The organism is Pseudoclavibacter chungangensis, assembly GCF_013410545.1.
Taxonomy (GTDB): Bacteria; Actinomycetota; Actinomycetes; order Actinomycetales; family Microbacteriaceae; genus Pseudoclavibacter; species Pseudoclavibacter chungangensis.
Map to the genome: position 1 here is coordinate 2,297,765 of NZ_JACCFV010000001.1, position 13,256 is coordinate 2,311,020.

9 protein-coding genes are annotated in these 13,256 nt (G+C 72.5%); 6 read left to right on the plus strand and 3 right to left on the minus strand.

The window, feature by feature from the left end:
• Positions 1-115 precede the first annotated feature (115 nt).
• The 3 genes from HNR16_RS10320 to HNR16_RS10330 all read left to right on the plus strand — a co-directional run bounded on the left by HNR16_RS10320 (position 116) and on the right by HNR16_RS10330 (position 7,960).
• The gene (locus HNR16_RS10320; RefSeq protein ID WP_158040590.1) at positions 116-904 is read left to right on the plus strand and encodes an ABC transporter ATP-binding protein; all 789 of its coding nucleotides are present in this window, start codon (positions 116-118) and stop codon (positions 902-904) included.
• Positions 901-2,310, plus strand: coding sequence for an ABC transporter permease (locus tag HNR16_RS10325; RefSeq protein ID WP_158040591.1), 1,410 nt, complete (start codon positions 901-903; stop codon positions 2,308-2,310). Before HNR16_RS10320 ends, HNR16_RS10325 begins: the two co-directional genes overlap by 4 nt.
• Positions 2,311-2,515: 205 nt before the next feature.
• Entirely contained in the window at positions 2,516-7,960 is a 5,445-nt protein-coding gene (locus tag HNR16_RS10330; protein WP_158040592.1) for an SCO7613 C-terminal domain-containing membrane protein, read from the plus strand.
• Positions 7,961-7,967: 7 nt separating this feature from the next.
• Here the strand turns inward: HNR16_RS10330 and HNR16_RS10335 are convergent, their stop codons facing one another.
• The gene (locus tag HNR16_RS10335) at positions 7,968-8,345 is read right to left on the minus strand and encodes a VOC family protein (protein WP_225737854.1); all 378 of its coding nucleotides are present in this window, start codon (positions 8,343-8,345) and stop codon (positions 7,968-7,970) included.
• 46 nt (positions 8,346-8,391) lie between these two features.
• Between HNR16_RS10335 and HNR16_RS10340 the strand changes: the two genes are divergently transcribed.
• Positions 8,392-9,291: a helix-turn-helix domain-containing protein gene (locus HNR16_RS10340; RefSeq protein ID WP_179558202.1), complete on the plus strand. Its 900-nt coding sequence runs from the start codon at positions 8,392-8,394 to the stop codon at positions 9,289-9,291.
• 45 nt (positions 9,292-9,336) lie between these two features.
• Here the strand turns inward: HNR16_RS10340 and HNR16_RS10345 are convergent, their stop codons facing one another.
• Positions 9,337-9,927, minus strand: a complete 591-nt coding sequence (locus HNR16_RS10345; protein WP_158040594.1) for a TetR/AcrR family transcriptional regulator — start codon at positions 9,925-9,927, stop codon at positions 9,337-9,339.
• 115 nt (positions 9,928-10,042) lie between these two features.
• On the opposite strand from HNR16_RS10345, the gene HNR16_RS10350 reads away from it, so the two are divergent.
• Positions 10,043-10,783, plus strand: a complete 741-nt coding sequence (locus HNR16_RS10350; RefSeq protein WP_158040595.1) for a hypothetical protein — start codon at positions 10,043-10,045, stop codon at positions 10,781-10,783.
• 153 nt (positions 10,784-10,936) lie between these two features.
• Here the strand turns inward: HNR16_RS10350 and HNR16_RS10355 are convergent, their stop codons facing one another.
• The gene (locus HNR16_RS10355) at positions 10,937-11,980 is read right to left on the minus strand and encodes a LacI family DNA-binding transcriptional regulator (RefSeq protein ID WP_225737855.1); all 1,044 of its coding nucleotides are present in this window, start codon (positions 11,978-11,980) and stop codon (positions 10,937-10,939) included.
• A 105-nt stretch (positions 11,981-12,085) separates the two neighbouring features.
• Here HNR16_RS10355 and HNR16_RS10360 point away from each other — a divergent pair, with 105 nt between their 5' ends.
• Positions 12,086-13,195 (plus strand): substrate-binding domain-containing protein, encoded by a 1,110-nt coding sequence (locus HNR16_RS10360; protein WP_158040596.1) that lies wholly within the window; start codon positions 12,086-12,088, stop codon positions 13,193-13,195.
• The last annotated feature ends 61 nt before the right edge of the window (positions 13,196-13,256 follow it).

Below are 13,256 nucleotides of genomic sequence, written 5' to 3' on the forward strand. Positions count from 1 at the left end.
GTCCGCGCCGCACGGCGGACGGCGGACGGCGGCATCGGCGGATCGTCCCCCGGACAGACGCGGTCGCGACCCGAGGCAGACGCGACCCGGCCTCGGGATCCGTAGCGTGGCCGGCATGAACACGAACGAATCGCACCGGGCCGCGATCAGCGCCCGACTCCTCGACGTCTCGAAGCACTACGGTCGGCCGGGGTCGAGCGAGGTCGTCGCCCTCTCCCACGTCGCCCTCGACGTCGAGCGGGGCGAGTTCACCGCCGTCATGGGCCCCTCGGGCTCGGGCAAGTCGACGCTCATGCACTGCCTTGCAGGGCTCGACCGGCCGACCTCGGGGCGCGTCGTGATCGCCGAGCGCGACATCACCGATCTCGGCGACACGGAGCTCACGATCCTCCGTCGCCGCGACATCGGCTTCATCTTCCAGGCGTTCAACCTCATCCCCACGCTCACGGCGGCCGAGAACATCGAGTTGCCGTTCCGCCTCGACGGACGGCGCCCCGACGGCGAGGAGCGGGCGTGGATCACGCACCTCACACAGGTGCTCGGCCTCTCGGACCGCTTGGGTCACCGGCCGAACGAGCTGTCCGGCGGGCAGCAGCAGCGCGTCGCGATCGCCCGCGCACTCGCCACCCGCCCGCAGCTCGTGATCGCCGACGAGCCCACGGGCAACCTCGACTCGCGGACGGCGACCGAGGTGCAGCACCTCCTCCGCGCCGCGGCGACCGACTTCGGCCAGACGATCGTCATGGTCACACACGATCCGATCGCCGCGTCGATCGCCGACCGCATCGTCTTCCTCGCGGACGGTCGCATCGTCCGGCAGGAGCGCGGTCTCGACCCCGCCGCGGTGTCCCGCATCATGATCGACGACCTCGTGCCGCAGCAGCCGACGGAGGCCCGAGCATGACCGCGCGAAGTGTGCGCGATCAGTTCGTCACGGGACTCATCGCGTTCGTCTCGTCGTTCTTCGGCGTCGCACTCGTCATGGGGTCGACGCTCGTGCGTGATCTCGTCGTGGGCGACGATCCCGAGGCGGCGGGCACGCTCGCGGTCGCGGTCATGAGCGTCGCGTGGGTGTTCATCGGCATCGGCGCCTACACGGCCGCCGTCGTCACCTCGAACACGTTCAACACGATCGTCGCGGGGCGCGTGCGCGAGATCGCCCAGTACCGGTTGCTCGGCGCGACGGCCTCGTCGCTGCGCCGCAAGCTGGCCGTGGAGGGGCTCGTCGCCGGTGTCGTCGGCTCGCTCGCGGGCCTGCTCGCCGCCCTGTCCACCTATCGACTCGTCGTGCAGACGAACGTGGCCGCGGGCGACCTCCCGGACCTGCAGTACTCGTGGTTCGAGCCCGCGACCGTGGCGCCCGCGATCGTGGCGATCGTGACCGTGTGGCTCGCCGCGTACGTCGGTTCGCGTGCCGTCGCCCGGGTCTCCCCCGTGCAGGCGCTCTCCGCCGACGTGGAGACCCCGGCCGAACAGTTGCGGATGGGGATCGGCCGAACCGTCGTCATGTGGCTCCTGCTCGGCTCGGGGCTCGCGCTCCTGCTCGGCGGGGTCGCGCTCGGGCTCGTCTCACCGCTCGGCGTCCTCGTCGCGTTCCTCGGTGGCGTGCTCTCGTTCACGGGCGTCATCGTCGGCTCGGTCGCGATCATCCCGCGGCTCATGGCGCTCGTCGGCCGCGCGTTCGGACGCTCCGCCGCCGCCCAGCTCGCGAGCGGCAACGCCGTCCGCTCCCCGCGCTCCGCATCGCGCAGTTCCATCGGCATGGTGATCGGCGTGGCGCTGACCGTCATGTTCGTCGTGGCGCTCGCGACGATGAGCAGCATCATCCTCGCCGACATCGCGAAGGAGGTCGACGCGGCCGTCGCCGCCGAGGAACTCGAGATGTTCATGACCGTCATCCGCATCGTGACGACGATCATGGTCGCCCTCACCGCGGTCTCGGCGGTGCTCGCCGCGATCGGCATGGTGTCGAACCTCTCACTGAGCGTCCTGCAGCGTCGGCGTGAGCTCGGCCTGCTGCGCGCCGTCGGCGCGACGGGCGCCCAGGTGCGCGCGATGATCGTGACCGAGAGCGCGCTCGCGAGCATCGTCGCGGTCGGCTTCGGCGCGATCCTCGGTGTCTTCTACGGGTGGGCCGGCGCACAGGCCACCTTCGGTGCCGTGAGCCGGGGGCTCGTCGCCCCAGCGGTGCCGTGGCAGCTCGTGATCGCGATCGTCGGCGCGACCGTCCTGCTCGGCGCGCTGGCCGCGGTCGGCCCGGCCATCAGGGCGACGCGGATCGCCCCGATCGAGGCGCTGCGCGTCACGTGAGTCACGCGCGAACGGCCGTGCACCCCCGGGGTGCACGGCCGTTCGCGCGTTCCGAACCCGCCACTCGATCGGCGAACGGAGCGACGCGTCGACCGTCGATCCGACGCCTCGCGCCCAGAGGATGAGCCGGAGCCGCCTCGGGGGTGATCCCGCCACACCCCCGCTGGCCCTAGATTCGTTTCGGACGACGGAACGTGAGGCGGCGATGAACACCCAATCGGACGACAGCGCGGGCGCGCAGGGCCCGGTGTTCCCGCGCTCGATCAGCGAACTGACGGACGTCCACCTGTGCCCGTTCTGTTTCGCACCGCTCGTCACCAGGTCACGGTGCGCGAGATGCGACTTCCCGCTCGAGGCGCCCGAGGCCGAGGAGATCTTCGATCTCTCGAATCGCGCCGCGCAACTCCTCCGCGAGCGGGGCACCGTGCTCGATGCGGTCCACCGCCGCGACCTCGAGGCGACGCGCGCTCAGCGGGCTGCGGCGACGGCAGAGCCCGCGCCGCACGTCGCGGCGGCGGCCCCGGACATCGCGGCGTTCCCCCTCGCCCACGACGCGCGCGTGCCCGACACCACACGCACGGTGGGCGTCGTGGAAACGCCCGGTCCCCCGTTCGTCCAGCCGCCGGCCGCGGTTCCCGTCCGCACGACGGACCCCCTGAACGGTCCGCCGCCCGGACCGGGCTGGACGGGCCCGGCCGGCGGCGTGTTCCCGCCGGCGCAGCCGCCGGCCGCGTACGCGCACGTCCCCGTCGAACAGACCTCCCCGCCGGTCGCCCCCGCCCCCGAGCCGAAGCGGGTCAACGTCCAGCTCGTGCTCCTGAGCACGGGAATCGCGCTCCTCGGAGTCGCGGCGATCGTCTTCCTCACGATCGCCTGGGTCGCGTTCGGTCTGTTGCCGCGCGCGATCGTGACCATGGTCGTCACGGCCGGAACGATCGTCGGCGCCTCGTGGCTCGCGCGACTGCGACTTCGCGCCACCGCCGAGGGCGTCGCCGCGCTGGGTGCGCTCCTCGTCCTGCTCAACGCGTGGGCGGTTCGTGCCCTCGACGTCGGCGGGCTCGGTTCGAGCGGCGAGACGCTCTACTGGGGTACCGCGCTCCTCGTGCTGACGCTCGTGTTCGAGGTGTGGCACCGCCTTTCGGGGCTCCGGACACCCGGGATCGCGGCCTCCCTCTCCGTGCTCCCCGGAATCGGGCTGCTGCTCGCGTCGCTCGCGTCCCCGCTGGATGCCGGGGATCGCCTGGCCGTCGGCCTCACGGGCGCGGCCGCGGGCGCCCTGCTGCAGATCCTCGTCCGCACGACGCGGATCGATGCGCCTGTCGACGGCGACGAACCGTCGCACGGCCGCGGCGTGCCCGGCGCCCCGACCCCGCCACCGGTCGCGCCACGTCGGGCCCGCTCGTGGGCCTCTGTGCTCACGAGCACGGCGGGCGCCGCCCGCCCCTTCGAGTTCCATGCACTCACCATCGTCGGCATCGTCGCGATCGCCGCGACCTTCCTCACGGGACTGCCCGCACTCGTGATCGGCCGTGCGGTGGACGTCGGGCCGTTCATCGCCCCCGCCGTCTGGGTGTGCACCGCGATCGCGGGGCTGCAGACGGTGCTGCTGCTCCGGCGGTCGAGTCCGCCGAGCGCTCGCCCGCTGGCCGTCGTGACGGCCTGCCTGGCGGTCGTCGGCTTCCCGCTCGGGGGTGCCCTCCTCCCCGGTCTCGGCGTGCCGACGTCGATCGCGGCCGGGATCGCGGTCGCCGCGGCGTTCGTCGGCCCGGCGCTCGTCGACATCGTGCGGGCGCGGATCGCGAGCGACTTCCACCAGGCCCTCACGATCGCGCGCGGCGTCGCCCTCGGGACGACGGCGCTCGCATACCTCCATGTGCTCGTGACCTCGCCGATCTCGTTCGGAAACGCGTCGTCGGCCGGTGCCGACGTCGGCGACAGAGACCCGCTCGGTCCGCTCCGGCCCTCGTTCGACGCATTCGAGCCCGCGGCGTTCTGGCCCTGGCTCGGCGCCGCGCTCGGGCTCGGCGTCGCGATCGCCGCGCTCGCGATCGCGCGGCGTCTCGCCGTCCACGCGGGCTGGGTGGCCGCCGCCGCGTCGGCCGTTCTCGTGCTGGCCCCCTTCCGGGCCGGGCAGTGGCTCGCGGCGACGATCCTCTTCGCGGTCGTCGTGGTGGCACATCTCGTCGTCCTTCTCGTCGCCGACCGACGACGTGCCACTCCCGTCCGGTCGGCGATCGTTCGTGTCGCGTGGTGGGGGCTCGGCGTCGCGTGTGTCTCGGCACTCCTCCTGGGCGATGTCACCGCGGGCGCCGGTGTCGCGCTGGTGCTCGTGGTCGTGGTGGCGCTCGTCCTCGCGCGCGCGGCGATCCACGACGTCGCGGAGGTGCCCACCGGCTCGGGGCGGGCGGTGCTCGCACGCGGTGGCCTCCTCGCAGGGACCGTCGCCGTCCTGTGGTTCGGCAGCGCACGGTTCGCGCTCGAGGCGCGCGAGCCCTTCGGCCCCCTCGCCGACGACGAGGCCGTGCTCGTCGCGCTCGCGACCGGCACGCTCCTCACGGTGTTCGCGGGGCTCCTTCCCGGCCGCCTCGTGTCTCCGCTCGAACGGCTCGTGCTGCTCGTCGCCGGGGCGCCCGCCGCCACGTCGTTCGGCATCGTCACGCTCGCGCTGGCAGGGCCCGGTCCGCGCTGGGGCCTCGACCGGCCGGAGGTGATCGCGCGCCCGATCGTGGTGATCGGGCTGCTCGCGATCCTCGCGGCCGTCCTCGTCCTGATGCTCCTTCGCCGGGGGACGCCGGAGGGGCCGCTCCGCGTGACGACCGCCGCGGGAATCGACGTCCTCGCGCCCGCTGCCCTGTTCCTCCTGCTCGGAACCGTCGCCCGGTTCCTGTTCACCGCCGAGTCCCTCCACCCCGCGGCCCCGGTCGCAGGAACCGCCGCCCTCGTGGCCGTGGCCACCGCGGGGTGGAGCCTGTGGAATCGACGTGGCCTGCCGCCCGGGCGGGCGCGAAGCGCCCTCGACACCGCCGCGGCGCCGCTCACGGTCGTCTCGCTCGTGACCGGCGCCCTCGCCGGCCCCGGAACGTTCGCCGTCGCGGCGCTCGCGCTCGGCACCGTCGCGCTGCTCGTCGCGACCGGCGGCACGGGCCTGTTCCGTTCGGGATCCGGCCGCCGTCATGTCGCGTGGCTCGCGCTCCCGGCCTGGTCGCTCGCGTGGGAATCGCTCGTCGACACGTGGGCCGTCGACGTCGCGGCGGAGGTCCGCGGCGTGCCCGTCGGCCTGCTCTTCCTCGCTGCCGCCGTCTTGATCGCCGTACGCGGCCCGCATCGTCCCGACGATCGTCCCCGCTGGACGCCGGGCGTTCTGTCCGGCCTCGCGGTCCTGTTCGCGTTCGGACACGTCATCCCGTCCCTCATCGGCGCGGACTCACCGCTCCGCGCCGTCCTGTGGTTCGTGTTCGCCCTCCTCGTCACGATCACGGCGGGCGCGTTCGGGGTTCCCGCGCTCGCCCGGACGGGCCGCCCCGGGGGGCACGATCCGCTCGACGATGGCGAGGACGGGTACCGGGGCGGGGCACCGCACCGGGGCACGGACCACGGCTGGGCGAGCGTGCTCGTCGGGGCCGCCCTGGCCTCGGTGCCCGTCGCACTCGTCGTCGCCGCGACGCGCATGCCCGTCTCCCCCGGCCCCGACGTCCCGATCGTCAACGCGGCCGTGTGGTTCGGCACGGCCGTGCTCGGCGTCGTCGTCGCCACACTGCTGCCGAGCCTGCCGGGCCGCCTTCCGGCGTCGTCCCGTCTTCGGATCGCGATGTCGGTCACGCTCACGGTGGCCGGACTCGTCGCCCTCGTCCTCGCCTGGACGAGCCACCCGCGCAACGATCAGTACGCGTCGAGCGGCATCCTCGCGGTCGTGGTCGCGATCCTGCCGGCGGTGTGGCCACGCTCGCGCGCGGTCTGGCCGCAGCTCGCACTGCTTCCCGTCGGCGCGCTCGTGGCCGCCGGGGTCAACGTCGCGTGGCACGCGGGACGTGGCCCCCTGTCGCCGCTCCTGCCGGCCGTCGCCGTTGCCGCGCCCGTGCTCGTCGCACTCGCCGCCGTCGCCCTCGTCGTGCGCCCGTCGGCAGGCGTGCCTCGGGGCGCCCGCGCGATCGGCCTCGTCACCGCACCGGCCGCCCTCGCGTCGGCCGTGGCCTGGGTCGACCGAACGGACGGCCTTCCGCTGCTCGCCGATATCGGTCCGGCCGTGATCGCCGTGCTCGCGGCCGTGGCCGCCGCGGCATTCGCCGGTCGGCCGTTCACGGCCCGCGAGCGCCTCGCCCTCGACGTGTCGGCCGCGGCCGTCGCGGCATTCGGGGTGCTCGTCCGCCCAGGCGTCCCCGCGACGTGGCTCGGCCTCGCGCTCGTCGCCGTGGTCGTCGCCGTCGACCCCCCAGTTCGTGACCAGACGCGTTCGCGACGGCGGTGGCTGCGATGGCTCGGTGTGGCGGCGCTCGCGGTCCTCGTGCCCGTCGTGCTGCTCGACGAGTGGCCGCAGCTGTCGGTCCGCGCGTCGCTCCTCGCCGCCGCCGCGGTCCTCGTCGCCGCGGGGGTGCTCGCCGCACGCTGGCGTTCGAGCGTCGGCGGTCCGTGGTCGGGCGAGGCGTTCGTGATGCTCGCGTCGGGCGGTGTCGCGGGTCTCGCGCTCACGGCACTCGGCGTCGACGACGACTCCACCCTCTGGACGGTGATCGCGCTGGTCGTCTCGTCGGTCGTGCTGCTCGGGGCGTCGTCGAAGCTGTTCCCCGTGGCGCTGCGCCCGTACGGCGACGCCCTCGCGCTCGGTGCGGTCGTCGCGCTCGTCGCCGGCTCCGCGACCCGCGCGGTCGTCGGCGGGCGCGCGCTCGACGCGATCGCCTGGGTCCTGCCCGTGCTGCCCGTCCTGACGGCGGCCGCCTGGCTCGTCGCGCGTCGTGGGGGCGACCTCGAGCGGCGCTTCGCCCGGACCCTCGTGTTCGTGACGATCGGGCTCGCGACGGCCGTCGGGGTCTGGATCTGCCTGCGCGATCCCGACGGCTCGGCCGCCGGAGCCCTCGTGTTCGTCCTGACCTCGCTCCTGGCTGCGGCGGCGGTCATCGCGCACCTGCGTCCGACGCCACCGTTCGATACCCCAACCTCGTGGGTTGCCGCCGCGGGAGCGCTCCTCGTGGCGGTCGCCGGTCTATTCGGCGGTGCCGGTCGTCCGGTGGAGCTCGTGACCCTTCCGCTCGCGGCGGCCACCCTCACGATCGGGCTCGTGTCGATGCGCCGAACACCGACGCTGGGCAGCTGGCGTGCGCTCACGGTGGGACTCGCGCTGCTCCTCGCACCGAGCCTGCTCGCCGAATTCGTGTCGCAGCCCGTGTGGCGCCTCGTCGGTCTCGGTCTCGTGGCCGTCGCCATGCTCGTGTGGGGTGCGGTCGGACGGTTGCGGGCGCCGCTCGTGTTCGGGTGCGCGGCCTCGCTCTCGCACGCGCTCATGGTCTTCTGGCCGAGTGAGGCGGGTCGGAGCGCCGTCCCGTGGTGGGCATGGCTCGCCGTTGCCGGCATCATGCTCGTCGTCCTCGCGACGACCTACGAGGCGAGGGACCGCGACCGCGGCGACGGCGCGGCCTCGAAGCGCCGGCTCCGGTAGGCGTTCGTCACCAGGCGGATGCGTCGGAGACGCAGAAGGGGTGCCCCGCGGGGTCGAGCAGCACGACCCACGTGTCGCCCGGTTGCGGCTCCGCACGCGTCGCACCGAGTTCGACGCAGCGCGCGGCTGCGACCTCGACGTCCTGCGCGGCGAGGTCGAAGTGGAACGCCTTGCGGCCGTGGTCCGGCCACTCGGGCGCCACGTAGTCGTCGATCCTGCCGACTCCCAGCCGGTGGGACGGACCGGCGAGCATGCCGTACTCGTCGTCGAGGTGGACGATCTCCCAGTCGAGCACGACCGAGTAGAACGTGGCGAGCGGGCGGGTCTCGGCGCAGTCGAGCGTGATCATGGCCAGGGTGGCGACGGGGGTCGTGGTGGTGTTCACGGGTCATCCTCTCGGTGGTTCGACAGCAGTCTGCGAGGATCTGCGCATGGCGTCTTGGAGATCCGCGACACCGGCCCCGGCGGCCGGCGCCGCGGAGATCGCGGGGAACGTGCTGCACCCGTCCGATTTCCTGTCGCACGTCGCGCTCGCTCGACGTGCACCCGATGCTCGGCTCGCGCCGTGGGTGCGGCACTACTGGTTCGTCGCCTGGGACCTGCCGCCGGGTGTCGGTCATCGTCCCCGTGTCCTGCCCGCACTCGGGACCTCCCTCACCGTCGAGTACGGGCGCGTCCGCCGGACGGGAACGAACGGACCGGGCGCGTTCGCGACGGGACCCGTGACGCGGGCGACGTTCGACATCGGCCTCACGGGCCGCGGCGGCACGGCCGGGATCCTCCTGCACCCCGGCGTCGCCTCCACCGTCTTCGGCCTGGCCGCCCGCGAACTGACGGATGCGGTGCTGTCGCTCGAACGGACCTCGGAGCGCGAACGGAGCGGCGGGGCGAGGGAGATCCCGACCGAGCTCGTCACGGAGCAGCGCGCGTTCGCGAGCGACGCCGACCGGACGGCGGCCAGGTTCGACGAGGCGCTGCTGTCGGTCGACTGGCCCGACCCGGGGCCCTCGACGCTCGTCGCGGAACTCGTCGAGCGGATCGAGCACGACCCCGATGCGACGTCGGTCGCGCGCGTCGAGGGGGTGACGGGCTACTCGACGCGGACCGTTCAGCGCCTCTTCGCGCGGGACCTCGGTGTCGGCGTGGGGTGGGTCCTCCGTCGCCGTCGCCTTCGGGATGCGGTGCGACGCCTCGACCTCGGACACGAGGGTTCGCTCACGGAACTCGCGGCGGAGTGCGGCTGGTACGACCACAGCCACTTCACGCGCGAGTTCCGTGAGCTCATCGGCGTGACACCGTCCGCCTATCGGCGTGCACGTCGTCTCCCGTGAGTTCGGTGTCGTGGAACGGCGTGCGTGCCGCCGCGGGCGCGCCGTTCACAGTCCCGGTGCGTCGCACATCGCGAGCGCGGCGTGCACCGAGCGTTCGAGCATGCGCTCGTCCGTGCGACGCTCGGTCAACAGGGCGCGCGTGTAGCTCGCACCGACGAGCATCTCGATCACCTCGCCGGGGTCGACGTCGCCGGGGATCTCTCCGCGCTCGATCGCCCGCCGGACGATCGCGGCGCCGCGCTCGAAGCGGCTGTGCCAGAACGCGCGACGGGCCGCGACGACGGTGCCGTCGTCGGAGGACAATGCCATCACGCCGCGCAGGAGACGCTGCACGTCGGGCCGCTCGACGAGCGTGACGACGCTGTGGAGCAGGTGCCGGAGGTCGGTCTCGAGGACTCCCGTGTCGGGGATCGGGTTCTCGTCGAGGGCGAACTCGCCGACGGCGTCGGCGACGAGATTCGTGATGTTCCCCCACCGTCGGTACAGGGTCGCCTCGGACACGTCCGCCGTCGCGGCGATGTCCCTGAACCCGAGTCCGTCGTAGCCGTTCTCGAGGAGCGCGCCGATCGTCGCATCCAGCACGCTCCGACGGATCCGGGCGCTGCGACCACCCGGCCGCGCGTTCACGCCATCCATGTGATCAGTGTCCCCCACATCTCCCACGTCATCCTTCGCGACGTAGCTATTGCAATTATTCTCGCATTAGCGGAGACTCGGGAACGTCCGAAACGGACGGGAAGCGAGATACACGATGAGCGAACACCTCGATCTCCGCACGCGCATCGGTCGCGAGACGGTGGACCGACGCGCGGTCCTCGCGTGGGAGGCCGGTCGCGCACGACGCGTCCTCCGACAGCTCGGCGGTCGAGCACGACCCACCGACGACGTCGACGAGCTGCGCGAGCGGCTGCTCGCACTGAAGGAGGACATCGGTCCGGCGGAACTCGAGCGCCGCCTCACCGGCAGGCTGCGCGCCTCGACGCTCGTATCCCGCGCACTCACCGCCGGATCGGGGCCCGCGCGGGCCGCCAGTTCGATCCGGATCCGCGTGCCCGGTGGCCGGGCGACACACCTCGTGGACTGGTTCGGAACACAGTTCGCACTCCCCTCCTCACCGGCCATGCTCGCCGCCTGCCCCGACCACTACCTCATCGGCGACGAGCCGGACGGACGACAGAAGGTCATCGAGACCACAGGCGGCTCCCCCCTCCCGGCCCGCTTCCGCATCCGGTACGGCGATCTGACGGGCCTCCGGATGACCGCGGACCCCAGCTATCCGCTCCAGATGGCGGGCGTCGCGCGCGATGACGCCGGCACGCCGATCGGCGGGGTCCGACACCAGTTCCGCGACGTGGGCGACGGGTTCGAGGCGTGGTTGACGGTCGAGTTCCCTCGCCTCACACCGGGCCACATGATCCGCCGGCACCGCTGGCACCTCGCGTGCGAGTTCGGGAACTGGATCGAGTTCGCCGCGCGAGACACCTCGCAGTAGACGTCGCGCACGGAACGTCGCGTCGCGTCGCGTCGCGTCGACAACGTTGTCAGCCGTCAGCGCGGCCCTCGGCCGTCCGAACGCCGTGGCGATGTCGGCCGACAACGATGTCAGCATCCGTTCGGCACGCGAGGCGGTGCGAGCACGCGCAGCTCAGCCGCCGGGCCCCGGGATCTCACCGCTCCCGCGCTCGACGAACAGCGTCGGCACGACGACGCGCTGCGCCGGTCGACGATCGCCGTCCAGACGATCGAAGAGGATCCGGGCGGCGCGGTGCCCGATCTGCTGCGGATCCTGCGCGACGACCGTGACACCGGGGTCCATGAGGTCCGCGAGCGGGATGTCGTCGAACCCGACGAGCGCCACCTCGTGTTCCAGCCCGCGCTCCCGGAGGGCGCGGAGCGCCCCGAACGTGATGAGGTTCTGCGCGCTGAACACCGCCGTCGGTGGCGTGTCCGAGTCGAGCAGCCGTCCGAGCGCGAGGCGAGCCGACTCCTCGTCCCCGATCTCGGTGACGACCGACGCGAGCTTCGTCGGGATCCCGGCCTCACCGAGCGCCTCCATGAACCCCCGGTACCGCTCGTCGGCGGTCTGGATGGACAACCGGTCCGCGAGCAGGGCGATGCGTCGGTGCCCGCGCGCGATGAGGTGGGCCGTCGCCCGCGCGGCGGATGCCCGGTTGTCGCTCGCGACGACGTCGAGATCGTCACCGACCGGCGTCCGGTCGACGAACACGGCCGGGATCCCGCGGTCGCGGAGCGTGGCCAGGTAGTCCGGTTGCCTCGTGGCCATGAGGATGAGCCCGTCGACACGCCGTCGCATGAATGCACTCACCGCACCCTCCTCGCGCCGCGAGTCCCCGTCGAGCGAGGACGCGAACACGGCGACGTGGTGCTCCTCGGCGATGTCCTCGACGGCACGGTGGATGGAGGCGGAGAACGGGTTGTCGACGCTGCCGACGAGCAACCCGATCGTCCTCGTGCGACCGTCCGCGCGCCGCAGGTTCCCGGCACCGAGGTCCACGTGGTAGTTCAGCACGTTGACGGCGTGCCACACCCGCTCGGCCGTCGCGGCCGAGACGTTCGGTTCGTTGTTGACGACCCGCGAAACGGTCTTCACGCCGACACCGGCGAGCGACGCGACCTGCTTCATGGTGGTTCGAGTGCGGCCGGCCGCGAGGTGATCTGGCTCAGACATCGTTGTCACGGGCCCCTTCCTGGATCCGTTGTTGACTCTAGCGGTCGAGTGAAGTACAAACGATCTTGACAACGTTGTCAACCGCTCGATCGAAATGAGAATTCAATGACGAATCACGGACTCTTCGGACGCAAGCCGCTTCTCGCCGCATCGTCGATGCTGGCCGTCGCCGTGCTCGGCCTCACGGGCTGTGCAGGCTCCGGCCAGGGAACCGACGGCGGCGCGGACGGCGACATCGGCGTCTCGCTCATCGTGAAGACCAACTCGAACCCGTTCTTCATCGCCATGCAGGAGGGTGCCCAGACGGCCGCGGCCGCGAACGGCGTGAACCTCACGCTCTCGGCGGGCAAGGAGGACGGCGACGAGGACACCCAGATCCAGGCGATCGAGGCCGCGATCTCCAAGGGCGACGCCGGCATCCTCATCACGCCGAACGGACCCGCCGTGCTCGACGCGATCCAGAAGGCCCGCGACGCGGGTCTCTACGTCATCGCCCTCGACACCGTGCCCGACCCGGCCGACGCCGTCGACATCACCTTCGCGACCGACAACTTCCTCGCGGGCCAGCAGATCGGCTCGTGGGCCGCCGAGTCCCTCGCCGGCGGCGAGGCGGTGATCGGCATGATCGACCTGTTCGACGACAAGGCCGTCTCGGTCGACTACAACCGGGACCAGGGCTTCCTGCAGGGCATGGGCATCGAGCTCGGTGACCGGTCCGTCAACGGCGACGAGGCACCCCAGGGGTCGTACACGGGCGGCAAGGGTGGCTCCTACACGATCGTCGGCAACGAGGCGTCCCAGGGCGCCGAGGACGGCGGGCGGACGGCGATGGAGAACCTGCTCGCGAAGAACCCGAACATCAACCTCGTGTACACGATCAACGAGCCGGCCGCCTACGGCGCCTACCAGGCGCTCGAAGCGGCGGGCAAGAGCACGGACGACGTCACGATCGTCTCGATCGACGGCGGCTGCGCCGGCGTCGGGCAGGTCGCGGACGGCATCATCGACGCGACGAGCCAGCAGTACCCGGTCAAGATGGCCGAGCTCGGCGTGCAGGCGATCGCCGAACTCGTGAAGACCGGCACCGCGCCCGAGACGAGCGAGGGCCTCGACTTCTTCGACACCGGCGTCTCACTGGTGACCGACAAGCCCGTCGACGGGGTCGAGTCGATCGACACCACGCAGGGTGCGGACCTCTGCTGGGGCACGAAGTAGGCCCCACCGGACACTCCGTGCGTTCGCGACCCGCTCGCGCCACCCCTCACAAGGAAGTGAT

Excerpts from the sequence above, each read along its gene's own strand:
- HNR16_RS10320 (WP_158040590.1), top strand. The coding sequence starts at position 116 with ATGAACACGAACGAATCGCACCGGGCCGCGATCAGCGCCCGACTCCTC.
- HNR16_RS10325 (WP_158040591.1), top strand. The coding sequence starts at position 901 with ATGACCGCGCGAAGTGTGCGCGATCAGTTCGTCACGGGACTCATCGCG.
- HNR16_RS10330 (WP_158040592.1), top strand. The coding sequence starts at position 2,516 with ATGAACACCCAATCGGACGACAGCGCGGGCGCGCAGGGCCCGGTGTTC.
- HNR16_RS10340 (WP_179558202.1), top strand. The coding sequence starts at position 8,392 with ATGGCGTCTTGGAGATCCGCGACACCGGCCCCGGCGGCCGGCGCCGCG.
- HNR16_RS10345 (WP_158040594.1), bottom strand. The coding sequence starts at position 9,927 with ATGGATGGCGTGAACGCGCGGCCGGGTGGTCGCAGCGCCCGGATCCGT.
- HNR16_RS10350 (WP_158040595.1), top strand. The coding sequence starts at position 10,043 with ATGAGCGAACACCTCGATCTCCGCACGCGCATCGGTCGCGAGACGGTG.
- HNR16_RS10355 (WP_225737855.1), bottom strand. The coding sequence starts at position 11,980 with ATGTCTGAGCCAGATCACCTCGCGGCCGGCCGCACTCGAACCACCATG.
- HNR16_RS10360 (WP_158040596.1), top strand. The coding sequence starts at position 12,086 with ATGACGAATCACGGACTCTTCGGACGCAAGCCGCTTCTCGCCGCATCG.